The following is a 25,188-nucleotide window of genomic DNA, read 5'->3' as shown; positions in this document are numbered from 1 at the left end:
ATTGGTACACTCATTGCTGCTACTGTACCTCATGAATTAGGGAATTGCTATATTAATTTTAAAAATGATGTTAAGTTTTTCCCTTCTGGAGAGAAAAGCGATCGCAATGCAACCGTGAAAAGGGCAGTTTTGTTAGTTGAATTGGCTGATATTTCTTGAGAGAGATCTGAGATCGCCTGAATTTCGCAGTTTTTCGGTTTTTAGGTATCATAAGTAACATTTTTGTGATTTCTTCTCCCCCTCTCGACAAAATCTTAATAAATCATGACACGACTAAAAAAAGTTTCCTTTTCTCTTGAAAACGGGAGGTAGTTTGTGACAGAATTGAACCGATAAGTAATTTCACTGAGGAGAATCATGCAAGATAATCTCTTTTTTCATTTCGAGTATGATTTGGAAAGACGCATCGAAGACTTGATCTGCCTTTGTCTGGATATTTCCCTTCCGTCCTTACATCTCATTGGTACGCGGGAAATTCGCCTGAATTTTACCGACCGAAACGACTTAAATCGGGCAATTGACACCTTTCGCACTCATACTGCCTTCCTCCAAGATATGGAGATCGATCGCATCGAGTTCCAATATCGAGGAGAATTCTATATCAAATATTCTGTTCCTGCTTTGTCGGAAGCTGCAAAAGAAGAGCAAGCAGAATTTGAAAAAACCAATCTCAAAAAGCTAGCAACTGGTCGAAGAGGAGGAAAGCGGCGTTTGCATAACAATTTGTGGGAAAAACTCGCTTAATTTCATCGGTATCAAGTTTTCTCGGATTTGGCTTGCTGTATTGTCGATCGTCCTGCATTGTATTATTTAGGGTGTTTATCTTAGTTTGCGATTGCTTTAAAAAATAAACTTAGTGAAAAATAGAGAATTTGAGAAATTTCTTACCATTATTGACAAACTTTCCTGATAAGATAGGGACGGTAAAATGACTTGTGAATTTTTTTTGCATCCATGCAATAGCATTTTGCTCGGGTAAAAATAGAATACTTGATAAACTTTCTCAGATAACGTCGTAAATTAAGACCCAATAATTTTGATAGTGAAGAAATATCCCGCTTGCCAGTAGAGCGTAGGAGTTTTTGTTTTTATTCGCTATCATAGAAAGATTGAGAGTTTTGCCTTTCAGCGATCGCGCATCTCTTTCTCTCCCTATGATTCATAAAATTCTAAGCTAAGTATTACCATGTCTCTCCCTATTGTTGCTATTATCGGTCGTCCTAATGTCGGCAAATCCACCTTTGTCAACCGTTTAGCCGCTAACCGTAACGCCATCGTTCATGACGAACCGGGAATTACTCGCGATCGCACTTATCAAGAAGCCTTCTGGCAAGATCGGGATTTTCTCGTAGTGGATACGGGAGGGTTAGTCTTCGATGACGATACAGAATTTTTACCCTCGATCCGAGAACAGGCAATGGCTGCACTACAAGAAGCGAGTGCGGCGATCTTCGTAGTAGACGGACAAAGCGGCCCGGTTCCCGCCGATGAAGAAATCGCCCAATGGTTGCGCGTACAAACCGTCCCGGTCTTTCTGGCGGTCAATAAATGCGAATCTTCCGAACAAGGTCTCGTACAAGCGGCGCAATTTTGGGAATTAGGGTGCGGCGAACCCTATCCCGTCTCGGCTATTCATGGCAATGGGACGGGAGAACTCCTCGATGAAATGATTAAGGCGTTACCTACTCCCGAAGAAATTCCGGATATTCCCGAAACAAGGGTAGCGATCGTCGGTCGTCCCAATGTTGGTAAATCGACTTTGCTGAATACGCTAACCGGGGAGAATCGTTCTATTGTCAGCCCGATTTCTGGAACCACGCGGGATGCGATCGATATGCGAGTAGAACGAGAGGGAAAATATTATCGTCTTATCGATACAGCAGGAATTCGGAGGAAGAAAAACGTACAGTACGGGGCAGAATTTTTTAGTATTAATCGTGCCTTTAAAGCCATTCGTCGCGCCGATGTGGTGATTCTCGTCTTAGATGCGATCGATGGCGTAACCGAACAAGATCAAAAGTTAGCAAACCGCATTATTGAAGAAGGACGGGCAGCAATTTTAGCGATTAATAAATGGGATGCGATCGAAAAAGATTCTTACACGATTTATGACTACGAAAAACAAGTCAAAGACCGCTTATTCTTTTTGGATTGGGCTGAACCTTTATTTATTAGTGCCTTAACGGGAAAACGAGTGGAAAAAGTGTTCAACTTGGTCGATACGGCAGTAGAATCTCATCAACGACGCATTAGTACCTCGGTAATTAATGAAGTTCTTCAAGAAGCAACCGAATGGCATTCTCCTCCGACTTCTCGTCAAGGAAAACAAGGGAAGATTTATTATGGAACGCAGGTTAGCATTCAACCGCCAACTATTACCCTTTTTGTTAACGATCCCAAGCGTTTTAATGAAGGATATCGCCGCTATATCGATCGCCAGTTCCGAGAACAACTGAATTTCACGGGAACGCCCATTCGCATTCTTTGGCGTGGGAAAAAGGTTCGAGAAATGGAAAGAACTTCAAACCGGGCGACGAGAGTTTAGATGTCCTTATTTTCCTAGTTAGCAATAGACTTGCTTTTTCTTAACCTCGATCGCATTGCGGATACAGTCTTCTATCTGGCTCATCAAGACCGCACGGCATGAACATTTGAACTTGATTTGCGTCCTTATGTCGAACATTGGTAGGATTTGAGTTATCGGCGATCGCCAAGCCGCAACATTGAGCGATCGCTTTAAATAAGAACAGATTTATTCTTGCGGTAGGAAATTTTTCTGGACAAGGAAAAAATTTCATATTTATCGCTTTCGAGAGATATCCCGATCGTTTGCTCCCTCCGAGAATGCGTGATATTCTCGGAGAGAGTAACGCGCTCTCCAAATCGAGAACTAAAGCGATCGTCATCAAAGTCGAGACTTTTGTGTACATCTCTTTTGACTGAATATACTGCTTGTAAATTTATGTTCTCACATGAACGCATTTCATGACCGGAATAACCAATTTTTTCTTGTTTAATATTTGTCAGAACTACCAATTTTAAAAACAAAATGAATAATTTTTTGCAGTCAGAAAAGTTTATTGCCTTAGGAATATTTGTGTTAGCAACATTAGTATTTGCATCTTCTGGAATTTTTTATAAAATTAGCGAACTAGAACTGAGTGCTACAGCAACAGTTTTTAACCGTTTCTGGATAGCAACGGTAGTTTTTGGAATTTGGTTTGGCATAGAGCGTTTAACTTTATCCAAACAACTCGAGGTAGAAAGAACGATCGCCACAGAAAATTCCAGCCCGAGATATACAAGTTTACTCATACTTTTCCTCGGAATTGTGAATCTGGTCGATCATATTGTTTGGGCGCATTCTTTTACCCTGACCAACATCGCCAATTGCACTACGCTGCACAATACGATCGTGCCTTTTAGCGTCTTAATTGCATGGATCGTTTTTAAAGAAATATTTGGCGGAAAATATTTATTAGGGGTGGGGATCGCGATTTTAGGTGCGATCGCATTATTATGTGGAGATTTTAATTTACAAGATAATAGCGTTATTGGCGATATTGAGGCAGGATTCTCCGCATTTTGCTCCGCCATCTATCTTATTGTTTCAGAAAGACTACTACAAGCAATTAGTATAAAATCGATCTTGTTTTGGGTCTGCCTCATTACATCATTGGTAACCTTAGTCGAACTAATCATCGATGGCCAAGCCATATTTCCTTCATCCCTGCAAGCTTGGATATCTGTTATCGTCTTAGGATTTGGCATTCAGGTTATTGGCTGGGGAGGACTAATGAAAAGTCTGAAAATTTTGCCCGCAAGTGTTGTGTCGATGCAATTTTTAGTTACGCCAATAATCGCCTATATAGGAGCGTGGTTGATATTTGCCGAGAAATTGAACCCGTGGCAAATTGCCGCATCAATTCTAATCTTATTGGGAGTTTATATCTCATTAACCAATGCACCGCAAAAGAGTAATTCTCAAGGATAAAAGTAGCGATCGCATCAGTTATCAGTTATCAGTTATCAGTTATCAGTTATCAGTTATCAGTTATCAAGGAACGACAAATAACAATCGTTGACAAGGTGGAGAAAAAATGCCAATAACCAATAACCAACAACCAATAACTAACAACATTAAGGAACGATTAAAACCGGACAGGGGGATAAATTAATCACGCGATTGGTGACGCTTTCTGCTGCCCCTTCCGCCGTCAATCCCATACCGCGAGACCCCATCACAATCAGATTGACATCGAGTTCGTCCGCGACATCGCAAATCGTAAAAGAAGGCATTCCTTCCCGTTCGACAGTTTCTGCCTCGATCCCTTCGCTGGAAAATGCTGTTTTTGCACCCTCGAGCAATTTTTCCACCTGTTGGACAGAACTCATAACCTCTTGTGCTTTCGTCTCCTGTTCGATGGTCGGTGCTTCAACGACGGAGAGCAAAATCAGGCGACTTTCGTATTTGCGGACGAGATCCGCCACCACTTTCATCGCGTTGGCTGCTTCTGGGCTAGCATCGAGAGGTAATAGAACCGTTTTAAACATAAACTGTATCTCCAGTAACACCCGCTCCTGTACAATCGGCTAGGGATTCGATCCCCCAACTTGGGAAAATCTAGATTCCCTAGCAATATTGAATCGCATTTTGAGAAACTCAAACGAAAACAGGAGGATATTCTTGTGCCTAAGAAAACTGTAGCAAATTTATCAGAAGCGGATTTATCTGGCAAACGGGTTTTGGTTCGCGCCGATTTTAATGTTCCTTTGGACGATAAGGGCGCAATTACTGATGATACGCGGATTCGAGCCGCATTGCCGACGATCCAAGAATTAACGAAAAAAGGCGCAAAGGTATTGCTTTCGAGCCACATGGGTCGCCCCAAGGGACAGGTCAAAGAGGAATTGCGCCTGACCCCCGTGGCAAAGCGCCTATCGGAATTGTTGGGTAAAAATGTCACCATGTGTTCCGATTGTATCGGCGATGCCGTAGCTTCTGTGGTCGGTAGCATGAACAATGGCGATGTTGCTTTGTTGGAAAATGTTCGTTTTTACGCTGAAGAAGAGAAAAACGATCCCGAATTTGCCAAGAAGTTAGCGGCGAATGCAGATATCTACGTGAATGAGGCTTTTGGGACGGCACACCGCGCCCATGCTTCTACGGAAGGAGTCACCAAGGTTCTAGAAACAAGCGTGGCGGGCTATTTGATCGAGAAAGAATTACAATTCTTACAAGGAGCGATCGACAATCCGCAACGTCCTTTGGCGGCAATTATCGGCGGCTCTAAGGTTTCTAGCAAAATCGGCGTGATCGAGACGTTGTTGGATAAGTGTGACAAGTTGCTCATCGGCGGCGGCATGATTTTCACGTTCTACAAGGCTCGGGGTTTGAGCGTGGGTAAGTCTTTGGTAGAAGAAGATAAACTGGAATTGGCTAAGACTTTGGAAGCAAAAGCCAAAGAGAAAGGAGTCGAGTTATTGTTACCAACGGATGTTGTGGTTGCGGATAATTTTGCACCGGATGCGAATGCTCAAACGGTTAGCGTTGATGCGATTCCCGAGGGTTGGATGGGTTTGGATATCGGGCCTGACTCTGTAAAGACTTTCCAAGCGGCTTTAGAAGATTGTAAATGCGTGATTTGGAATGGTCCGATGGGGGTTTTTGAATTCGATAAATTTGCTCCGGGGACTGAAGCGATCGCGCATACTTTGGCGGGTTTGACTCCGAAAGGCTGCATCACGATTATCGGCGGTGGCGACTCGGTTGCAGCCGTGGAAAAAGTGGGTGTTGCTGAGAAAATGAGTCATATTTCGACTGGTGGCGGTGCCAGTTTGGAACTCTTGGAAGGAAAAACTCTTCCCGGTATTGACGCACTGAATGATGCTTAATTATATTTTAGGCTAATTGTAGAAGGGGCGCGATCGCGCCTCTTTTTTAGATAGGAAGGCCAATAACGCAAACAAAGTTAAAATCAACAAAAAAGAGGGTTTAAAGTATAACCCTCTTTTTTATTAAATACCACATTCAAGGAAGTTGTATAGTCATTTCAATTTAGATTGCGACAAAGCTGTCTTGCTATTAAAGCGGTTCAGTCGAAAAAAGGTGTTTCATTTTTATTTGAAATGACTATAATAGGTCAATTGCGGTGATTTTTTGATGCGTTAAGCTGTTGCTAACGCATCCTACGAGTTCTACTGCCAGTAATAATCATCTGAGTACTTTTCGGAACATTTTTTTACGGTGTCTTCAGAGTAGTTTGCATCCACCAGTGCAACATGTTGACCGTAATAGTAAACAACATTGTTGCCACCAAAACTGTACTGGACATTCCCTTGTAAGCAACTAAATACATCGTCAGCAATACTAGATCCCCAACTAAAAACAGAGAACTCAGGGCTAAAGCACGAATACAACTGATCTTTCGAGATGTCTGCCATAACCGCATTAGGATTATCTGGAACACCTACCGTTTTAACGTGTGAATTTAGACATTTTGTAATTGTGTCTGCTTGACTATTAGTTATTGCTGCTATAGCTGGGCTTTGTCCTTGAAGCATAATAAATGCAGACAGTAATAAAACACCAATTATTACGAAAAAACGACGTATATTTAATGATTGCATTAGAGATATCCTTCTAAATCTGTATTTTCTCAAATCTAATATGCCTAAGTATAATAGATGGATAGTAATGAATGCCAATTGCTGTTGAGTGCGTTAATGAAATGTAACAAACTCTCAAATCCTGAAGATTTAGTGAGTTATACTGTTACTAACACATTCTCTAAAGTTACTATTTGCAAGTGCGATCGCACTTTATATCAAATTCGGAAAACTATCCATAATACTAATGAAAATACAAAATCAAGACAATGAGTTTTGATGGTTCAGAATTTTTGGTGTTGGCAGGACGGCTTGTAGAAAAAGTTGAATTTTTTGCGACTCGCGAATCAAGATTGCGATCGCTAACAAAAAAAACTAGATTTCAGATCGCACTCTTCCTAATATTGTGGAAGCAGATAATAACACATGATAACTCGCTTATCTTGTCGTAAACCGCGTTGATTTTCGGCGGTAACCAGCCCTTGTAGTTCAATATTGCATTCTGAGAATGATCTCTCGTGAAATCCCAATTTTTGATAAAAAGAAGCATTCCAAGGAATGTCTCGAAAGGTCGTTAAAGTAATAGCTGGAATTCTCATTTCTCTTGCTCGATCGCAAACGGCTTTCACCAAAGCACTCCCGATCCCTTGTTTTTGAGATTGAGGATGAACATCTAATTCTTCCAAATGCCAACAATCTCCCAGTTTTTCGACATAAGCAAAACCGACCGGGATATCGTTGCGATCGCTAGCCACCCAAAGCAAGTTTTCTTGTTGCGCTTGTTGTAATTTTGCCATTGGGACGGGGCGATCGAGCAGTTCTTCCGGAAACTGTAATTCTGCTAAATAATCATGGAAAATCCGCGCCGCAGCCCTTTCAACATCGGGCAAATATGCCAAATTTTGAGGGCGGGCTAGATGAATTGTCTCGTTTTCTCGCATATTGTTAGAGGCAAGCATTGTGATGCAAAAATAATGCGATCGCTAACACCTTATTTAATAATCTTCACCTTTCCGACTTGTTGCTCTTTCCCGACGGCGATCCTCTCGTTGTCTGCGCCGTCTCATTTCTGCATAGTCGAGATCGCTTTTCCGACTCTCCTCAGATGTGCGGCGACTGGGAGAAGGACGACGAGAGGGTCGTTTTTTCTGGGGAGGTGCATTGCGAGCCTTTTTTTTGCCGTAGCGATCGCGCAGATCTTCCCGCATGGCAATAAAAAAGTCCCGCCGCAAACAAGGATACGCCCCCACCCATAACTCTTGACTGGGAATATAAATATCGCTGACCTTGCGAATATTTTCCAGATCGGGATCGTTGGACATGACCAAGCACTCTACCGGTTGTCCTCGGGCGATCGCTTTATGAATGCGCTGCAAAGGGGCTTTAATAATGGTTCTAAAGCCTGCCTTATCCCCAATTTCTACATTAATGCGGCGTTCGCGGTTTTCGACAATAACCAAATCTCCCAACCGATTAAAACTTTCCGCCTCATCAATGACATCTTCGGTAATAAAAGTATCCAAAACGCGACCCCGCCAAAAGCCGCTATAGCGCCATTTTCGATAGGAGGAATTTTGTATGCTCGCCCAATAGACCGGCGACCACAACCAATAAAACCCGAAAACAATGCCTAAAATAAACTTAAACCCTTGAGCGACTCCCCCAAAGAGAATATCTAATACAAAAAGAACAATCACACCCACAAAAGAAATTAACAGCCGTCGCAAAACATCTCTCAATGTTCCCCAGATCGCAGCATATTGAGACCCTGTTGCGATCGCAGGGACTAACTGTTCAAATTTTTCGCGAGTAATAGAGATAAGCATTGATTATGGGTTATTGGTTGTGAGTTATTGGTTATGGGGAAATATTCTCCTCAAAAAAATTGTGAAAATCCTAACATCCAGAAAATTTCCCTCAAGATTAGAGGATTTTCTCGAGACCGTATATTAAGGATTTTAATTCAGTTACTTTGCGAATGGCGAGAAGAACCCCCGGCATAAACGAAGCGCGATCGCTGGTATCGTGGCGCAGGGTATAAATTTGACCGGGAGAACCGAAAAGAATCTCCTGATGGGCGATCAGTCCGGGGAGACGCACGCTATGAATGCGGATATTTTCATCCCCGACACTTCCCCTCGCACCGGTTAAATGTTCGGTTTCTTCCACAGAGGACGGATTGTACGTTTTCCCTAATTCTGCCAGCATCTGCGCCGTTTTAATCGCCGTTCCGCTTGGTGCGTCAGCCTTTTGGTTGTGGTGCAGTTCGATAATTTCTACGTGGTCGAAATATTTCGCGGCTTGAATCGCGGCTTGCTGCATTAAAATCACGCCAATGGAGAAATTAGGGGCGATTATCGCTCCCGTGCTGGCTTTTTCGGCAAACTCCGTCAGATCTTTAATTTGTTCTGGGTTGAGTCCCGTCGTTCCCACCACCGGACGTACCCCATAAGCGATCGCGCTGCGAACATTTTCGTAAACGCCGTCAGGATGGGTAAAATCTACCATCACCCCCTGTACTTTTTCTTGGGTTGCCACCACTAAAATACTTTGCAGATCGTTCAAAATCGGAACTTCCAACTCGCCGCACCCCGCCACGACTCCCGCATCTTGCCCTAAAAGATTGGCGTTGAAGTCTACCGCCCCCACCAAGACCATATCTTCGGCTCCGGCCACGGCTTTAATGACTTCTCGCCCCATTTTGCCCCCCGCACCGTTGATAACCACGGGAATTGCTGCTTCATTAACCATTCTTTTCCTCTCGCTAGCTTTAAGCTGAGTTTTATTTTATCAAGATGGCTGCTCATTGCCTGACTCCCTTCGCTTTTTCTTTGAGAACCAAAGGATTGCTAGACTTGTTAACATTGCTACATTAAGATATTTTAAAAATCTTCTATTGCTTATATGAAGTGAATAGAATTGAGCCGAGTGAGTTTTGTTGATTGGTTTTGCGAGTACCGCGCAAAACCAACCTGCACAAACGCGATCGCGAACAAATCACTATTAAGAGGAGCTTAGGCGTGTCTGAAGTATTCGTTAAAGACTTTGAAATTAAATGCCCTTCTCATGAGAGAACTTGGAGTCAGATTGCCGAAAAAATTGCCCAATTTCCCTTACCGGGGATTCCTCTGAGATTGATTTTAATTGAAATCCGTGACGAAACGTTGATTTTTGAATGCAGCTTTATCCAAACCGATCGCCAGCCTATTTGGCCGTCTTTATTAGCACCGCGTCCCCGTCGGACGGCTAGTTCTCATCCGTTTGTTGTCGTTAATCTCATTCCTACAGGCATTCGGGCAGAAATTGGCGGCTTTGCCGGCGATGCCACCCCGAGTATGAATCTTTTAGCCAAAGCCTGCGATTATTTGATCGTTCACCCCAACTGCGTCACGGCTTCGGATTTATACTACGCGAACGATAATGTTCTTTACTTAGAAGGAAATTTAATTTGTCACCTGTTACTCGGTCATCTCAAACTCTTACCCGAGCCGCGCAAAGATATTGGGGTGGTGATTGAAAAACCTTTAAACGACCTCTTTTTAAATAATATTCTCAATGCCATTAATGGCGTAAGAACCGTTGGCGGCATTAATATCGATCCTGTCGTGGTAACAGGCGATCGCGTTAAAACCGAATGTACTTTTTCGGCTTACGGTCATGCCTCGGGGAAATTTTCTGGCATTGACGAATTAATGAAAGCCCTCGATGTTGTCGCCGAAACCGACACGACATCCGTGGCATTTTCAACGACGCTTTTTGTCGAAGATGAAATCAGAAAAAAATACTACGATGGGGAACCCATCCCCAACCCTTGGGGCGGTGCAGAAGCGACAATTACCCACATGACCACCAATTTCTATCCGTTTACCGCCGCCCATTCCCCCCTACTACTCGAATGGGAACATACGATGTTCGGCACCTTGGGAGACCCGCGAGACGGTGCGGAATTAATTTCGAGTTCCTTTCTCTGTTCGACATTAAAAGGATTAACCCATTCTCCCCGTCCTCTGCCTGTTGACGAACCTTTAGCACCGGGGTCTGAAGTAATTTCCTTGGAAAATGTTTCCGCCGTGGTCATGCCAGAAAGTGCGGTGGGGAATATTCCTTTCTTTACCGCCCTCGAGCAGAATATTCCCATTATTTTAATTCGCGGCAATCACACTCAATCGGAAATTACCCCTGCCCGCTTGGGTGTTGAAGATCGCGCCAAGCAACTGTATTACGTTAACAGTTATCTCGAAGCTGCCGGGCTGCTTTTAGCCTTGCGACACGGGATCGCCCCCGAAACAACAACTCGCCCCATTCTTCCTTTGCAACCCATTTTTCTCTAAAGGTTTTTAACCATTTCCCATTAGCAAAAATGACGATGGATTCTACCCGAGATAATCGTTCGATTTACAATGCGATCGCGTCCTATACGCCGGAAATTGAAGTGCGCTTGCACACTCCCGCTCATCAAGGGCTAAAAGGTCAATCAGACTATTTTAGCGATCGCATCTATGCTTACGATTTGCCTTTTTTTACCCGCGAAAGAAGCCATGATGCGGAAATAACTTGCGCTCGACTCTACCAAACCCAACATACGTTTTTCCTAACATCAGGTGCAACTCAAGGGATTCTGGCAGCCTGCACGCTTTTGGGGAGAAAACATCGCAAAGTTGCGATCGCTCTGAATAGCCATCTTTCCATTTTGCACGGGTTCGTTTTAGCCGGGATCGAACCCGTTTTTATTCGTTCTCGATCTTTAATGCCAACCGCAGAAGAAGTCGTACAAACTTTAGAAACTACTGAAGGAGAAGTAACGGCGCTCTTTTTAACCTGTCCCAGTTATGATGGCATCGTTCTCGATTTAGAACGGGTTGCTCGTTATTGTCAGGAGCAACAAATTGATTGGGTAGTTGATGAGGCACATGGAACGCATTTTCCCTTTTTCCCGCAAAACTTACCCTCTGCCCTCGATTTTGGCGCAGATCTCGTCATTCACAGTTTGCATAAATTTGCCGGGAGTTTGGTGCAAACTGCCTTGTTACATTTATCACCATCTTCGGCGATCGCGGAACGAGAAGTCCGCGAGGCTCTGGGGATATTTGAAACGACTTCTCGCAGCAATCTTTTATTACTCAGTATTGAAGAAGCCACCCAACTTGCTTTTAGTGCTTCTCGACAAGAAGCATTAAATTTTGCCCTTGAAAATTGCGATCGCCTGCGTAATTTACTCACTTGCTTTGATGAGATTCTCACTTACGATATGCGAGTGGGAGATCCATTGAAAATTTTCCTTATGAGCGATCGCGCTTCCGGGCAAGAATTAGAGCAGTTATTGTTCGCTTGCGAGGTAGATTGCGAATATTCTGACCGGCGCGGAATGCTCTTGATTTTCTCCTATCAAAATGGCGATCGCGATTTTAAAATTGTAGCAACAGCCTTAGAAAAAGTCTCTGAGATGTTATGCGATCGCCAGCCGATAGGGTTCTATGAAGAACATCACCTCGTGCGCGTTCCCGTCGTCCGATGTTTGCCCAAAGATGCTTATTTTGCCTCCCAAAGAAAACCGATTGCCCTCAACAATGCCAAAGGTTCTATTAGTTGTACGAGCATCAAAAAAATTCCCCCCTGTATTCCCGCCCTCTTCCCCGGAGAGGAAATTACAGAATGGCATCTCAAAAATATTACCTCCAACCCCACGATTGAAGTCATGGATTTTTAGCTTTTTGATGTAAAAATTATGTTACAATCGAGCCTCTCAAATTTGCTTGATAAAACCCCTTAAATTACTGAAATTAAAGGATTACTGGCATTTTCTCCCTTTTCCTTTTAGCCTCATTTCATTGACATTTCTCAACATTATTTTCCCGATCGCGGCGTTAAAATAGAGACAGTTGCAATCTAATTCTAGAACTAGACAGGCATCTATTTTGACAAACTTGTAAAATGAAAACGGACTATCTGAGCGTAGGCAGTGGCTTATCAGCCTTAGTATTTGGGGCATTGATGGCAAAATCCGGCAAGCAAGTCCAAATCTTAGAGGCTCACGAGTATCCAGGCGGTTTTGGTCATACCTTTACCATGGCCAAAAAATATAGTTTTAATGCACAACTGCATTATGTTTGGGACTGTGGTGAAGGAGGCAGTGTTAATCGAGTTCTCAAAAAGCTCGGCTTAGAGCGAGTTGTTACTTTCAATCAATACGATCGCAATGGCTTCGATCGCATGAGAATGCCCGGTTATTCCCTCAATATTCCCGCGAGTACCGAAGAACTCATTCAGCGTATCGAGGCTCTATTTCCTGCCGATGCCCGTCCCTTGCGCCAATTTATGGAAGAAGTCCAGAAAACCAGCAAAGGCATCAAAAGATTATCGCCTCCCCGCAAACCTGCTGACTTATTACAAAATTTTGGTGAAGTTTTCTGTGCTTTAAAATATCTAAATAGTACCTTACAAAACGTTTTCGATCGCTTTCATCTTCCTCTTGAAGCCCAAACACTTTTAGCCTTACAATGGCCGGATTTTTTGTTACCTCCCGAGGAACTTTCCTTTTTTGCGTGGGTAATTTTATTTACAGGCTATCAAAAAGGTGCATTTTACCCGACAAAACATTTTGAATTTGCGATCGATGCTTTAGTTAAAGTGATTGAAGAAAACGGCGGCGAGATTTTGTACAATTATGAAGTGAAAGACTTTTTACTCCAGGATAAAACAGTCACTGGCGTTCGCGCTGTTAATCGCCTCACTCAGCAAACTCGTGAATTTACTGCCGCCACAATTATCTGTAATATGGATCCCCAAAAAGCGGCGCGATCGATCGGTTTAGAAAAATTCTCCCAAGCAGTTCGGAAAAAACTTGCTTATGATTATTCCCCCTCCAACTTTGTCGCTTATTGTGTCGTTAAAGATATTGACTTGCGAGACTATGGATTTGGAGAATGGAACACTTTTCATACAGAGCAGAAAAGTTTGAATGAAGCGTTTACACAAATGTATGAAAAGCACGACTATTCTCAACCGAGCTTTGCCATTACCACACCAACATTATTAACCCAAGCGCAACGAGACTGCCCAGAAGATTGTCAAATTATCGAGTTTTTGACAGTTGCGAATTATACTTATTTTAAGCAATTGAAGGAAAAAGATAAAAAATTATATCGACAAAAAAAGCAAGAAATTCTCGACTCCATTCTCGATGTAATGGAACGAAACTACATTCCCAATTTAAGAAAACATCTGGTTTTCCAAATGACGGGCAGCCCCACCACAAACGAGCATTTTTGTAACTGTCCCGAGGGGAATTCTTATGGATCGAGCTTAACCCCTCGTAACATGGGAATCGGTCGGCTCGATTGCCACACTTCTTTAAATAATTTCTATTTTTGTAATGCTTCTTCTGGCTATCCCGGATTTGCACCGACATTTTGGACCGGGGCAAGTTTGTATCAGAAATTGTCGGGAGATTTGCTTTTAGCCAAAACTTAAAAATCCCCTAAACTTAAAGAGATCGTAAAACCATGAAGATAGCAATTATTGGCGGCGGAGCAAGCGGCTTAGTAACGGCATATTTGCTCGACAAACAAGGCCATCAAGTTACACTTTTTGAAAAAGAAACGATTTTGGGCGGACATATTCGCACCTTAAACAAAAATATTCGGCCCAATCAATCGAACTGCGACCAAATTTTAGAATCCGGTGTCCTTGAATTTCCGGTTAAGTTTCATAATTTTCTGGATTTAATGGAAGAATTAAACGTAGAATTAGAACCTGTTTATATTGGCTCGGGTTTATTTCTACAAGATGGTCGCCATTTTCTTTCTGGAGGAACCATTCGTAAAAATTTTACTGGTATTCAACGCTTCCTTGAATATTTGCGCCTCGATACACTTTATGCGCGATCGGCTGGGTTGTGGGTGAAAACTCGTTTTGCTAAAATGCAGGATTTTTATAATCAGCCTATGTCTCAACATTTGCAGCGCCAATGTATCCGGAATTGCTGGTTAAAATTGCTGACGATGTATAGCTATTCAATGCCCTTTGAAACGATCAATGATTTTCCGGCGGAATTGGCGATTCCAGCCCTTCAAGATTACATTTTTGTCAGTTGGGTACGGATTAAAAATGGCGTGTATTCTTATGTTGAAAAAATCCTCGATCGCTTTCGCGGTAAGATTTGGCTCGATGCAAAAATCAAAGAAGTTTCTCGAACCGTTGATTCGGTTAATATTCGTTTAGCGGATGGGGTAACGCAGCAATTTGACAAGGTTGTTTTTGCGACTCCTCCCGATCGCATCCTCGAGTTATTATCCGATCCAACTGAGGTAGAAATCAAGCGCTTTTCTCCTTGGAAGGTAAACCATGCTAAAACAATTATTCATTGCGATACATCAATGTACGATCGTTATGGCATTGAGAACTTTTCAGAATTTGACTTTTTTCAAACTGAAAAATCTTGGGGCTATAATGCTTATCTCAATCAGCTTTGTGGAATTTCATCCTCTCAAAAATATAGTCTTGCCTTTAATTTAAATCAGTTGCTCTCGCAGGACAAAATCATCCATATTCAAGAACATCACACCCCTTTATATACCGTTGCCGCGTTTCAGTATAGAGATGAAGTTGTGGCGACTAATGGCGAAAATAATACTTACCATGCAGGTGCTTATCTTGGTGATGGACTGCATGAAGGGGCGATTGTTGCTGCTATTCGGGTGGCTCAATTATTAAGATAAATATTTTCAATTAATGTTTAATTTCTACCAGCATCGAAAGCATTTTTAGAAAAACAACTCCGAGTTGAGAAAATTTTTCCTTTAATCGCGTTTGAAAAACTTCATCTTTTTCTAGAATTTTAATGATTTCTTGCAATAAATTTTGACGATTTTTGACCTCTAAAAAGGTGTGTATGAGCTTAAAAACCTTTAAATTGTCTCGAGAATCGGAGATATTGAGATCGTAAGATTGTTGATAGCGATGGGTTTGAAAAAAAGAAGTATAAACTCGATATTCGGGAACAAAATCTCGAAATTCAGAATACTCTTTTAATCTTTGACGAATTAACTCGGTAAAAATTGCAAATGATTGTACGGAGAAAATATTAAGAACGTATTGAACCAAAGTTTCTGCCAGCGCAGTTGAAACGATGCCTGCGCCCATGAGAATAGGATTGATACTAGCTAAAACCCCAAGAGAATTCAAAGAAATACTCACGACGAGTTCGGAAATTAAATGATGACCGAACTGTTTGATTTTCCAGCGATCTTGCGATTCTTTGAGATGGAGCGCATCGAATTGAGGGTGAACTTGATGAACTAAATTTTCGAGAACGGATGCGATCGCCGTCGATCCGAAAATACTATTAATCGTCCAGTGACTGCAAGAAGCGCTAATTTTTTCAAAGGCAGTTTCTAAGGCTTGTAGGGTGCGATCGGTTTCGTTGAAAAGTTCTGAGAGATCGGTGACAGGAGAAATGGGTCGCTCTAACTCTTTTTGCAAATCGAATAGATTTAAGAGCTTGAGAAAAACCTCTAAATAATTAATATCAATATCGCGAATATAATCGGTCGGTTTTGATAAAGCAGACAAAGCGGCTAACGACATAAGCATTTAAAAATATCGTGCTTTTGCCACGAAAAGTCTCACACCATCAATCAGTTAGATTTGAGTTGGCTGACTCAGAATCTCTGACTCGTTACAATTCTTTTGGTTTTTGAGAGGAATCATGGGAACGATATGTCAGATAATTTTCATATTATTAATTATACTGTTGAAGTGACATTCCTGACCTGACTCTGATACAGTAAAATCTATGTTTTCCCCACGATCGCAGCTTTGAGGAGAGATTATGAGCTATCGCATGGATCGCCGCGCTTATGCCGAAACCTACGGACCCACCACTGGCGATCGCGTCCGTTTGGCAGATACAGAATTAATTATTGAAGTTGAACGAGATTTGACTCGCTACGGGGATGAGGTTAAATTTGGCGGCGGTAAAGTGATTCGCGATGGGATGGGACAATCTCCTATTTCTCGTGCAGATGGAGCGGTGGATTTAGTGATTACGAATGCCCTCATTCTCGATTGGTGGGGAATTGTGAAAGCAGATGTCGGCATTAAAGATGGCAAAATTGTCAAGATCGGCAAAGCGGGAAATCCTTATATTCAAAATGATGTCGATATTATCATCGGACCCTCTACGGAAGCGATAGCGGGGGAAGGTTCGATCTTGACGGCTGGGGGAATTGACGCACACATTCACTTTATCTGTCCGCAACAAATCGAAACGGCGATCGCTTCGGGAGTGACCACGATGATCGGCGGCGGGACGGGTCCGGCGACGGGAACTAATGCGACAACTTGCACTCCGGGGGCGTGGAATATTTACCGAATGTTACAAGCTGCCGATGCCTTTCCCCTTAATTTTGGCTTTCTCGGCAAAGGCAATAGCAGTCAACCCGACGGACTGGTGGAACAGGTGCAGGCGGGGGCAATGGGGTTAAAATTACATGAAGATTGGGGGACGACTCCGGCAGCGATCGATACTTGTTTAAGTGTGGCAGATGAATGTGACGTACAGGTTGCCATTCATACGGACACTTTAAATGAAGCTGGGTTTGTGGAAGATACGATCGCCGCTTTTAAAGATCGCACTATTCACACTTATCACACAGAAGGGGCAGGGGGTGGTCATGCTCCCGATATTATCAAGGTTTGCGCCGAGAGTAATGTTCTCCCTTCTTCGACGAACCCCACTCGACCTTACACCACGAATACCCTTGAAGAACATCTCGATATGTTAATGGTCTGTCATCACCTCGATCGCGGTATTCCCGAGGATGTTGCCTTTGCGGAGTCTCGCATCCGTCGAGAAACCATTGCGGCTGAGGATATTTTGCACGATCGCGGCGCATTTAGCATGATTGCCTCGGACTCCCAAGCAATGGGACGAGTAGGAGAAGTGATTATTCGCACATGGCAGACGGCTCACAAAATGAAGGTACAGTTCGGACATTTGCCGGAAGATAGCCAACGCAACGATAATTTACGCGCCAAACGCTACATTGCGAAGTATACGATTAATCCGGCGATCGCTCACGGGATTGCCAATTATGTCGGGTCCGTAGAAGCTGGCAAAATCGCCGATTTATGTTTGTGGAAACCCGCGTTTTTTGGGGTGAAACCGGAAATTATTATTAAAGGTGGCGCGATCGCCTGGGCGCAAATGGGAGACCCCAATGCGAGCATTCCCACCCCTCAACCAGTACATATGCGTCCCATGTTTGGCAGTTTTGGCGGTGCGATCGCGGCAACTTCTTTGACGTTTGTTTCTCAAGCAGCAGTAGAAGGAGGAATTGCAGCACAAATTGGTTTACAAAAGCCAGTAGCGGCGGTTTCTCATACTCGTCAAATTGGTAAGAAAGACATGAAACTCAATGATAGTATGCCGAGCATTGAAGTGAATCCAGAAACTTATGAAGTTCGCGCTAATGGGGAGTTATTAACCTGCGAACCTGCAACAGTTTTACCGATGGCGCAACGTTATTTTCTGTTTTGATTCTCATCTTAAAGATGAGTAAATAAATAGCGATCGCATCTTGTGTTATTGTTTGTCATCATCCTCAAACAAATTTTCTAAATCACGATAACCACTTACTATCCTTTTTCTGGATTAACAGCGATCGGACGAGCCACAGTTATTGCTTTACGTTTAAATAACGAATAAATAACGAAGAAGCGATCGCGGCTCTTTTGTCAACATTGCAAACTTTTATACAATCCTTGCCCAATCTGCAAACAAGACTGATATCCTAGATCGATGCAACTGCACTGAAAAAGGGAAATCTGTATGCGACTGTCTCAAATGCTCTTTGTCACTCTCCGGGAATCCCCAGCCGAAGCGGTTATTCCCAGCCATCAATTGTTGCTGCGGGCAGGATACATCCGAAGCGTTGGCAGTGGTTTGTATAGCTATCTTCCCCTCATGTGGCGCGTGTTGCAAAAGATATCAGCGATCGTGCGGGAAGAAATGAACGCGACGGGAGCCCAAGAATGCTTGCTTCCTCAACTACAACCCTCGGAATTATGGAAAGAGTCGGGGCGTTGGGATACTTATACCAAAGCAGAGGGGATCATGTTTGCGTTTACCGATCGCCGCGATCGCGAAGTCGCCCTCGGACCCACTCATGAGGAAGTGATTACAACAGTTGCGAAGGACATGATTCGTTCTTATCGCCAACTTCCCCTGCACTTATATCAAATTCAAAGCAAGTTTCGCGATGAAATTCGCCCTCGTTTTGGCTTAATGCGCGGGCGAGAATTTATTATGAAAGATGGTTATTCTTTTCATGCTAATATGGAGAGTTTAAAAGAAACTTATCAGGATATGGATCGCGCCTATCGCAATATGTTTTCTCGTTGTGGCTTAGATTTTGTGGCAGTAGAAGCCGATTCCGGTGCAATCGGAGGATCGGGTTCTCAAGAGTTTATGGTCTTGGCAGAAATTGGCGAAGATGAAATTTTATACACGGAAGATGGCAAATATGCGGCAAATGTCGAGAAAGCAGAATCGATTCCTCCTGAAACTGAGGCTTCACCGTTTACAAAGTACGAAAAACGAGAAACTCCTAATACGCCTACCATTGCAACCTTAGCAGAATTTGCTCAATGTTCTCCGACAGCAATCTTGAAAAATGTCTTGTATGAAGCAGTTTTAGATAATGGTTTATTGGTGTTGATATTGGTCAGCATTCGCGGCGATCGCGATGTTAACAATGTCAAGTTGCAAAACGAAATTAGCAAATTACTGACTGAATTTGGCGCAAATGCCATTTTATCCCTTGAAGTTCCCGACGAAGAAGCACAAAGGAAATGGGCGACAACATCATTACCTTTAGGTTATATTGCTGCCGATCTCAGCGACAATTGCATTAAAAAAGATAAAAATATTCACCCCAAATTTATTCGCATGGTGGATAAAACGGCTGTCGATTTAAAGAACTTTGTGACAGGGGCAAATGAATCCGGCTATCATGCTTTTGGGGTGAATTGGGAAAAACAATACCCTTTACCTAAATTAGTCGTTGATGTCCGTAAAGCTGAAGCCGGCGATCGCAGCATCCGCGACCCGGAACAAGCGTTAAAATCAGCACGCGGAATTGAGGTAGGACATATCTTCCAATTGGGGACGAAATATTCGACAGCAATGGGTGCGACATTTACCAGCGAAGATGGCAAATCTTTACCGTTTGTCATGGGTTGTTATGGGGTAGGAGTCTCGCGTTTAGCACAGTCTGCGGTAGAACAATCTCATGATAAAGATGGCATTATTTGGCCGCCGGCAATTGCGCCTTATCATGCGATTATTGTCGTCCCTAATATTAATGATGAAAAGGCAATGGAAGCGGCAGAAAATTTGTACACAGCGTTAAATTCGACGGGTATTGAAACACTGTTAGACGATCGCAAAGAACGGGCTGGAGTTAAATTTAAAGATGCCGATCTTATTGGTATTCCCTATCGTATTGTTACGGGACGTTCTTTAAAAGAAGGTAAGGTCGAGGTTGTCCAACGTGCGACCAAAGAATCTCAAGATATTCCGTTAGATGAAGTGGTCGCAACAATCAAAAATTGGCTGTCTTCCGCGATTAGTTAAAGGAATGAGAAACAGTGAAAAAGGAAAAGACTGACCGATCGCTAAGAACCAATAACCAACAACCAATAACTAATAACAATCCCTATTCTTGGCTCGAAAAATCCCTAGAAACCATTCATCGCGCCCATTGGTATCGTTCGGTTAAAGCGATCGCAGGGCGTGGAGGTGCTGTTATCAACTTGGAAGGGCGAGACGCGATTAACTTTGCCAGCAATGACTATTTGGGGCTTGCGGGGGACGATCGCCTCGTGGAAGCCGCGATAAAAGCCACCCGAGACTATGGGACGGGAAGCACCGGATCGCGTCTATTAAGCGGACATCGACAATTACATCGGGACTTAGAAATAGCGATCGCAGACCTCAAACAAACAGAAGATGCGCTGGTTTTTAGTTCGGGATATTTGGCAAACTTGGGGGCGATCGCGGCTTTAGTCGGACAGAGAGATTTAATTTTAGGCGATCGCTACAATCATTCCAGTTTAAAAAATGGGGCGATTTTAAGTGGTGCGACAGTAATGGAATACAAACACTGCGATCGCCAAGATTTAGAAGCAAAATTACAGCAACATCGCCAACAATATCGCCGTTGTTTAATGACCACCGATAGCGTTTTTAGTATGGATGGTGATTTATGTCCGTTACCAGAACTGTTAGAATTAGCAGAAAAATATGATGCAATGCTGCTCATTGATGAGGCTCATGCTACAGGCGTTTTAGGCACAACAGGGGCGGGGTGTGTAGAGCATTTTAATTGTACGGGAAAATCATTAATTCAAATCGGCACTCTTAGTAAAGCCTTGGGCAGTTTGGGGGGATATATTGCCGGTTCTAAACTATTAATTGATTTTCTCCGCAATCGTGCTTCGACATGGATTTATACCACGGGATTATCACCTGCGGATACTGGGGCTGCGATCGCGGCTATTCGCATTATTAAAAAAGAACCTGAAAGACGAATGAAATTATGGGAAAATGTCAAGACAATTAAACAAAATTTAATAAAAAAAATCACTCTTTTTCCTTCTGAATCGCCTATTTTGTGTATGAGTATCGAAAATCCACAAGCTGCCCTCAATTTCGCTCAACAATTACAAAAAAAAGGTATTTTTGCCCCTGCAATTCGCCCGCCAACCGTTCCGACCAGCCGCATTCGTTTATCTGTTATGGCAACGCACGACCCCCAACATATCAACAAACTTTTGCAGACTATTAATGAGATAAACTCATAGAGAATAAGTTAGTTAATACAAGTTGATTTTATCAAAATAGCGATCGCATATCCAGAAAAAAAACCTCGAATTTTTGATTCGAGGAAATTAAATCATATCATTAACCGGGATGAAAAGCTAAAGCGCGATCGCCCCAATTGTTGGTTAAATTATTACTGCGTCTGCTATTTTGAGGTCGCGCTAAACGCGCTTCCTTTGGCGTTTCCTCCGATGATTGTTCGCGCTGGCGAGAAGCCGCTTTTTTGAGTTCTCGCTCAACAATGAAAACATTGGCATAAAGGTTAGCAATAATTTGTCGTCCGGCTTGAGTGACTTCCAAATAAGCTAAACCCGGTTCGATGTAAGGGTAAACCACATTCCAGAAAAACTGAGGAAAACCTGCCCGCAAATCGCCAGAGTGAGCGTATCCGAGTTGTTTGTTCGTGCCATTTTCTTCAAATTCCCGATACAAAGCTGGCAGTTTTTGCAAGTATCGCGGATCTGCCAGTTGACCGATGAGATCGGCAGCCCTCACTAAACCCGAATAATCTCCAGTATTCTCATACACCTCTCCTTTAGGAACAGGAAAGCGAGTGAGTTCGATATTCCGTTGCAAAATGCCAATATCAATCAACTTATGATAGCCAAACCTCTCGCTGACAAATTGCTTACCGCGATCGACGTGGTAAGGTGTGAGACTGGCATCAGTAGCACCGGGAGCGAGTTTTACGGCTTCTCCGTTTTTACCAATAACATAAAGACTTTCGTCTAAATTATCGTGACTGCAAATGCCTTTAAGATAACCGATATCGTGGCACAAAAGAGATAAAATACAGTGCAACCAATCCTCTGGAGTCACTCCTCCATCGCGAATTTGCTTGCCGCGAAGAATCTCTTGACCTGTCAGTGAAACCAGCACAGTATGTTCGACATCGTGATAAGCCGCATCACTACGGTTAATACTTTCTAGAGCCATCGTTGTTGCCCAAGCGATAATCTCCGGATAATCTGGCTTCAAGCTCCCGTAGGTGCTATAATAGGCAGCTTTCAGATGTTGGATGCAAGTGTCAATAGTGATTTCAATGAGACTGAACATAGCTTCCCCCGATAAATAAATGCTGGTGACAAAAAAAGATTAGAGAATTTCAGGAATTGTTTGGCGGTTTGCTGTTTCCTTATCTATAGTTTCCCTAAAAATCCCCGAGTTGCAAACCAGAAAAACTCATGAGTTTTGACCCAATCCCTCATTTCTTTTTCTTTCGCGGAAGACTGTCGCCAACACCCTCGGTCGAAATACCTCATAAAATTTCGAGAAACCTCAGAAAACCTCATAAAAATCAACGGGTTTTGCAGAATTGCCTTTAGAATGGGCAACAGAGAAAGATAGGAATTGTTCCCGGTAGATGCTGCTTCTTGAGTTAATGGTAGTTAAATTTAACAACAGTAGCGATCGCAATCCGGATGTTAAGATGACATTACCTCCAGCCTCCGCTTAAGCCAGAGTTCTGGGTCATTAGTCATTGGTCATTGAAAGGACTCGCGATCGCGATTGTTGGTCGATTGCTACCGCCAAATCATCAGCTAATCTGCAAAATATGATGGACGTAAAAGAAGCGTTAGAACTGGCCGATCGCTTAGTTTGCGCGAAGACAGGGAAGCATCTCAACGATTTAGAACGTGAGGTGTTTACCGGGTCTTGGCAAGGGCAAACATATGAGAAAATTTACCCCCTAAATCCCCAATATGTTGAGAAATATGTGGGTTACAAGCTCTGGCGAAAGCTCTCGCAAGCAATTGGAGAAAAAGTCTCCAAAAAGACCGTCAAAGGCACCCTCGAACGTTTGGCACGATCGCACCCCCTCAAACCGACTTATCGCATTGCCATCGCCCATCGCGATCGCGAACCGGATATCCAGTTGGCGATCCCTCTTGCTCACACCCTAATCTCACAAGGTCATCGCGTTTTTCGCACAACAGACGTACTGGGGGTACATCCCCTCGCTCAGATCGAAACAGAACTCGCTCAATGCGATTATTTTATTTTACTCCTCTCTGCGGAAACAGCAGTGAGCGAGATCGCAATTGAGCAGTTACGGCAGGTAAAGGAATTTCGCGCTGCCGGCCAAGCGCCGATTATTCTGCCTATTCGCATTCAGTTACCCGTTAGTTTTCCCCTCAATCACGCACTGCGAACCTATTTACACGGCATTCAAGCGCGAGAATGGAACGATCGCGAAAAGGATACCGATGCGATCGTCAAAGAAGTCCTACAGGTTCTCGATAGACAGGGAAATTGGCAGACTCACGAGGAAGAATTAACCTCAGAGATCCCGGCAACCCATCAATCTGTGATTCCCACTCCCGTTGCGGAACCGGAATTACCCAAAGGTCAAGTGCGTCTCGCATCTGAGTTTTATATCAGTCGGGATTCTAATGAGGAAAAATGCTATCGCGCGATCGCACAACCCGGGGCGCTCATTCGTCTCAAGGCTCCCCGACAAATGGGGAAAACTTCTCTCATGGCACGAATTCTTTATCATGCGCGAGAACAAGGTTATTGTACAGTGCCATTAAGTTTTCAACACGCAGATAAAACTGTTTTTCATAACTTGAACGAATTGTTGCGCTGGTTTTGTTTGAAAATTTCCCGTAAGTTACGCTTGCCCTATAAAATTGACGATTATTGGACGGATACTTACGGCAGTAAAGATAATTGTACGGCCTTTTTTGAAGATTGTTTGTTAACCGAATCAGATAAGCCTTTAGTATTGGGATTGGATGAAGTAGATCGCATTTTTGACTATCCCAGTATTGCCGACGATTTCTTTGGTTTATTGCGGGCATGGTATGAAGAAGCGGGGTATGGTGGCGGCGACAGCGATCTATGGGAAAAATTGCGTTTAGTGGTCGTTCATTCCACCGAGGTTTATATTCCGATGGATATCAATCAATCCCCATTTAACGTTGGTTTGCCCATTGAACTATCGGAATTTAGTATCGAACAAGTTGAAGATTTGGTACGCCGTCACGGGCTAAATTGGACGCGATCGCAAGTTAAACAACTCATGTCTATTGTCGGCGGCCATCCTTATTTAGTTCGACTGGCACTCTATCACATTGCTCAAGGGCAATTGGAGTTAAATAAATTAGTTAAAAGTGCGCCAACAGAAGCAGGCATTTATGGCGATCATTTGCGGCGACATCTGTGGAATTTACAGCAACATCGAGAGTTAGCCGCAGCCTTCAAAAAAGTCGTTCTCAGTGAAGAAGCTGTAGAATTAGAATCGATTTTGGCTTTTAAATTACACAGTATGGGATTAGTCGATCTGCAAGGAAATGAAGTGTCTCCTCGCTTCGATTTGTATCGGAATTATTTCCGCGATCGCATGGATAATATTTTGTAACGACAATTAAAATCCCCCTTCTAACCAAGGGGGACACAGTTATCAGTTATCAGTTATCAGTTATCAGTGAACCAATAATTAAGTTGGAATTAATTCTCCCGGACGTAGCTTTGCCCATTTTCCGGCTTCTTCCAAGAAACTTTCGCACCCTACCACGTCCCATTCCATCTCAACGTACTCTTGTTGGGTGCGGATATTGACATTAATACTCGGTTCTTGGGGTTCAAAATCCGGTGTGTCGGTTAAATGAGGTTGCTGGTGTTGGGTTTCAACCGCATTATAGGTGATGCAGCGATCGACGTAGTGACAGTTCACGCAAATACACATAAGC

General features: G+C 43.2%; 21 protein-coding genes. 12 read left to right on the top strand and 9 right to left on the bottom strand.

Going from position 1 to position 25,188, the window contains the following annotated elements; translation table 11 throughout:
• Positions 1 to 357 precede the first annotated feature (357 nt).
• Both AC6RV6_RS21300 and der read left to right on the top strand, forming a co-directional pair.
• The gene (locus tag AC6RV6_RS21300) at positions 358 to 744 is read left to right on the top strand and encodes a hypothetical protein (protein ID WP_500242891.1); all 387 of its coding nucleotides are present in this window, start codon (positions 358 to 360) and stop codon (positions 742 to 744) included.
• A 442-nt stretch (positions 745 to 1,186) separates the two neighbouring features.
• Complete coding sequence (gene der, locus AC6RV6_RS21295; protein ID WP_500242890.1) at positions 1,187 to 2,545, top strand: ribosome biogenesis GTPase Der; 1,359 nt, start codon at positions 1,187 to 1,189, stop codon at positions 2,543 to 2,545.
• 40 nt (positions 2,546 to 2,585) lie between these two features.
• On the opposite strand, the gene AC6RV6_RS21290 is transcribed toward der, so the two are convergent.
• On the bottom strand, positions 2,586 to 2,798 hold the full coding sequence (locus AC6RV6_RS21290; RefSeq protein ID WP_500242889.1) for a hypothetical protein: 213 nt from the start codon (positions 2,796 to 2,798) through the stop codon (positions 2,586 to 2,588).
• Between the two features lie 251 nt (positions 2,799 to 3,049).
• Here AC6RV6_RS21290 and AC6RV6_RS21285 point away from each other — a divergent pair, with 251 nt between their 5' ends.
• The gene (locus tag AC6RV6_RS21285) at positions 3,050 to 3,994 is read left to right on the top strand and encodes a DMT family transporter (RefSeq protein ID WP_500242888.1); all 945 of its coding nucleotides are present in this window, start codon (positions 3,050 to 3,052) and stop codon (positions 3,992 to 3,994) included.
• Positions 3,995 to 4,140: 146 nt separating this feature from the next.
• On the opposite strand, the gene AC6RV6_RS21280 is transcribed toward AC6RV6_RS21285, so the two are convergent.
• Complete coding sequence (locus tag AC6RV6_RS21280) at positions 4,141 to 4,554, bottom strand: universal stress protein (protein ID WP_500242887.1); 414 nt, start codon at positions 4,552 to 4,554, stop codon at positions 4,141 to 4,143.
• Positions 4,555 to 4,689: 135 nt separating this feature from the next.
• On the opposite strand from AC6RV6_RS21280, the gene AC6RV6_RS21275 reads away from it, so the two are divergent.
• Positions 4,690 to 5,895 carry a phosphoglycerate kinase gene (locus tag AC6RV6_RS21275; protein WP_500242886.1) on the top strand — a complete coding sequence of 402 codons (1,206 nt, stop codon included), beginning with the start codon at positions 4,690 to 4,692 and terminating at the stop codon, positions 5,893 to 5,895.
• A gap of 303 nt (positions 5,896 to 6,198) precedes the next feature.
• On the opposite strand, the gene AC6RV6_RS21270 is transcribed toward AC6RV6_RS21275, so the two are convergent.
• The 4 genes from AC6RV6_RS21270 to dapB all read right to left on the bottom strand — a co-directional run bounded on the left by AC6RV6_RS21270 (position 6,199) and on the right by dapB (position 9,360).
• Complete coding sequence (locus AC6RV6_RS21270; RefSeq protein WP_500242885.1) at positions 6,199 to 6,630, bottom strand: hypothetical protein; 432 nt, start codon at positions 6,628 to 6,630, stop codon at positions 6,199 to 6,201.
• A 377-nt stretch (positions 6,631 to 7,007) separates the two neighbouring features.
• Entirely contained in the window at positions 7,008 to 7,568 is a 561-nt protein-coding gene (locus AC6RV6_RS21265) for a GNAT family N-acetyltransferase (RefSeq protein WP_500242884.1), read from the bottom strand.
• Positions 7,569 to 7,604: 36 nt separating this feature from the next.
• Positions 7,605 to 8,435: a DUF8619 family protein gene (locus tag AC6RV6_RS21260; protein WP_500242883.1), complete on the bottom strand. Its 831-nt coding sequence runs from the start codon at positions 8,433 to 8,435 to the stop codon at positions 7,605 to 7,607.
• A gap of 97 nt (positions 8,436 to 8,532) precedes the next feature.
• Positions 8,533 to 9,360 (bottom strand): 4-hydroxy-tetrahydrodipicolinate reductase, encoded by an 828-nt coding sequence (gene dapB / locus AC6RV6_RS21255; RefSeq protein WP_500242882.1) that lies wholly within the window; start codon positions 9,358 to 9,360, stop codon positions 8,533 to 8,535.
• 269 nt (positions 9,361 to 9,629) lie between these two features.
• Here dapB and AC6RV6_RS21250 point away from each other — a divergent pair, with 269 nt between their 5' ends.
• From AC6RV6_RS21250 to AC6RV6_RS21235, 4 genes are all read left to right on the top strand, one after another.
• Positions 9,630 to 10,940 (top strand): DUF3326 domain-containing protein, encoded by a 1,311-nt coding sequence (locus AC6RV6_RS21250; RefSeq protein ID WP_500242881.1) that lies wholly within the window; start codon positions 9,630 to 9,632, stop codon positions 10,938 to 10,940.
• A gap of 29 nt (positions 10,941 to 10,969) precedes the next feature.
• Positions 10,970 to 12,316, top strand: a complete 1,347-nt coding sequence (locus tag AC6RV6_RS21245; protein ID WP_500242880.1) for an aminotransferase class I/II-fold pyridoxal phosphate-dependent enzyme — start codon at positions 10,970 to 10,972, stop codon at positions 12,314 to 12,316.
• A 224-nt stretch (positions 12,317 to 12,540) separates the two neighbouring features.
• Positions 12,541 to 14,079: a phytoene desaturase family protein gene (locus AC6RV6_RS21240; RefSeq protein WP_500242879.1), complete on the top strand. Its 1,539-nt coding sequence runs from the start codon at positions 12,541 to 12,543 to the stop codon at positions 14,077 to 14,079.
• A 32-nt stretch (positions 14,080 to 14,111) separates the two neighbouring features.
• Positions 14,112 to 15,326, top strand: coding sequence for an FAD-dependent oxidoreductase (locus AC6RV6_RS21235; RefSeq protein ID WP_500242878.1), 1,215 nt, complete (start codon positions 14,112 to 14,114; stop codon positions 15,324 to 15,326).
• Between the two features lie 10 nt (positions 15,327 to 15,336).
• Here AC6RV6_RS21235 and AC6RV6_RS21230 read toward each other — a convergent pair whose 3' ends face one another.
• Entirely contained in the window at positions 15,337 to 16,200 is an 864-nt protein-coding gene (locus AC6RV6_RS21230) for a hypothetical protein (RefSeq protein WP_500242877.1), read from the bottom strand.
• Between the two features lie 238 nt (positions 16,201 to 16,438).
• Here AC6RV6_RS21230 and ureC point away from each other — a divergent pair, with 238 nt between their 5' ends.
• The 3 genes from ureC (at position 16,439) to bioF (ending at position 21,474) form a co-directional block, all read left to right on the top strand.
• Positions 16,439 to 18,148: an urease subunit alpha gene (ureC, locus tag AC6RV6_RS21225; RefSeq protein ID WP_500242876.1), complete on the top strand. Its 1,710-nt coding sequence runs from the start codon at positions 16,439 to 16,441 to the stop codon at positions 18,146 to 18,148.
• Between the two features lie 291 nt (positions 18,149 to 18,439).
• Entirely contained in the window at positions 18,440 to 20,245 is a 1,806-nt protein-coding gene (gene proS, locus AC6RV6_RS21220) for a proline--tRNA ligase (protein ID WP_500242875.1), read from the top strand.
• Between the two features lie 65 nt (positions 20,246 to 20,310).
• Positions 20,311 to 21,474: an 8-amino-7-oxononanoate synthase gene (gene bioF / locus AC6RV6_RS21215; RefSeq protein WP_500242892.1), complete on the top strand. Its 1,164-nt coding sequence runs from the start codon at positions 20,311 to 20,313 to the stop codon at positions 21,472 to 21,474.
• Between the two features lie 100 nt (positions 21,475 to 21,574).
• Here the strand turns inward: bioF and AC6RV6_RS21210 are convergent, their stop codons facing one another.
• Positions 21,575 to 22,549, bottom strand: a complete 975-nt coding sequence (locus tag AC6RV6_RS21210; RefSeq protein ID WP_500242874.1) for an Npun_R2479 family HD domain-containing metalloprotein — start codon at positions 22,547 to 22,549, stop codon at positions 21,575 to 21,577.
• 424 nt (positions 22,550 to 22,973) lie between these two features.
• On the opposite strand from AC6RV6_RS21210, the gene AC6RV6_RS21205 reads away from it, so the two are divergent.
• Positions 22,974 to 24,857 carry an AAA-like domain-containing protein gene (locus AC6RV6_RS21205; protein ID WP_500242873.1) on the top strand — a complete coding sequence of 628 codons (1,884 nt, stop codon included), beginning with the start codon at positions 22,974 to 22,976 and terminating at the stop codon, positions 24,855 to 24,857.
• Between the two features lie 78 nt (positions 24,858 to 24,935).
• On the opposite strand, the gene AC6RV6_RS21200 is transcribed toward AC6RV6_RS21205, so the two are convergent.
• Positions 24,936 to 25,184, bottom strand: a complete 249-nt coding sequence (locus tag AC6RV6_RS21200) for a Ycf34 family protein (RefSeq protein WP_500242872.1) — start codon at positions 25,182 to 25,184, stop codon at positions 24,936 to 24,938.
• Between the last annotated feature and the right edge of the window lie 4 nt (positions 25,185 to 25,188).

The organism is Spirulina sp. LEGE 11439, from assembly GCF_059821285.1.
Note: the sequence above shows the minus strand (reverse complement) of the source record. Positions and strands in the feature narration are given on the sequence as shown.

Bases quoted from the DNA above. Each gene is read 5' to 3' on its own strand.
- AC6RV6_RS21270 (WP_500242885.1), bottom strand. From the start codon at position 6,630: ATGCAATCATTAAATATACGTCGTTTTTTCGTAATAATTGGTGTTTTA.
- AC6RV6_RS21280 (WP_500242887.1), bottom strand. From the start codon at position 4,554: ATGTTTAAAACGGTTCTATTACCTCTCGATGCTAGCCCAGAAGCAGCC.
- AC6RV6_RS21240 (WP_500242879.1), top strand. From the start codon at position 12,541: ATGAAAACGGACTATCTGAGCGTAGGCAGTGGCTTATCAGCCTTAGTA.
- AC6RV6_RS21265 (WP_500242884.1), bottom strand. From the start codon at position 7,568: ATGCTTGCCTCTAACAATATGCGAGAAAACGAGACAATTCATCTAGCC.
- AC6RV6_RS21210 (WP_500242874.1), bottom strand. From the start codon at position 22,549: ATGTTCAGTCTCATTGAAATCACTATTGACACTTGCATCCAACATCTG.
- AC6RV6_RS21200 (WP_500242872.1), bottom strand. From the start codon at position 25,184: ATGTGTATTTGCGTGAACTGTCACTACGTCGATCGCTGCATCACCTAT.
- AC6RV6_RS21260 (WP_500242883.1), bottom strand. From the start codon at position 8,435: ATGCTTATCTCTATTACTCGCGAAAAATTTGAACAGTTAGTCCCTGCG.
- AC6RV6_RS21230 (WP_500242877.1), bottom strand. From the start codon at position 16,200: ATGCTTATGTCGTTAGCCGCTTTGTCTGCTTTATCAAAACCGACCGAT.
- AC6RV6_RS21300 (WP_500242891.1), top strand. From the start codon at position 358: ATGCAAGATAATCTCTTTTTTCATTTCGAGTATGATTTGGAAAGACGC.
- proS (WP_500242875.1), top strand. From the start codon at position 18,440: ATGCGACTGTCTCAAATGCTCTTTGTCACTCTCCGGGAATCCCCAGCC.
- dapB (WP_500242882.1), bottom strand. From the start codon at position 9,360: ATGGTTAATGAAGCAGCAATTCCCGTGGTTATCAACGGTGCGGGGGGC.
- AC6RV6_RS21285 (WP_500242888.1), top strand. From the start codon at position 3,050: ATGAATAATTTTTTGCAGTCAGAAAAGTTTATTGCCTTAGGAATATTT.
- ureC (WP_500242876.1), top strand. From the start codon at position 16,439: ATGAGCTATCGCATGGATCGCCGCGCTTATGCCGAAACCTACGGACCC.
- der (WP_500242890.1), top strand. From the start codon at position 1,187: ATGTCTCTCCCTATTGTTGCTATTATCGGTCGTCCTAATGTCGGCAAA.
- AC6RV6_RS21245 (WP_500242880.1), top strand. From the start codon at position 10,970: ATGACGATGGATTCTACCCGAGATAATCGTTCGATTTACAATGCGATC.
- AC6RV6_RS21235 (WP_500242878.1), top strand. From the start codon at position 14,112: ATGAAGATAGCAATTATTGGCGGCGGAGCAAGCGGCTTAGTAACGGCA.
- AC6RV6_RS21290 (WP_500242889.1), bottom strand. From the start codon at position 2,798: ATGAAATTTTTTCCTTGTCCAGAAAAATTTCCTACCGCAAGAATAAAT.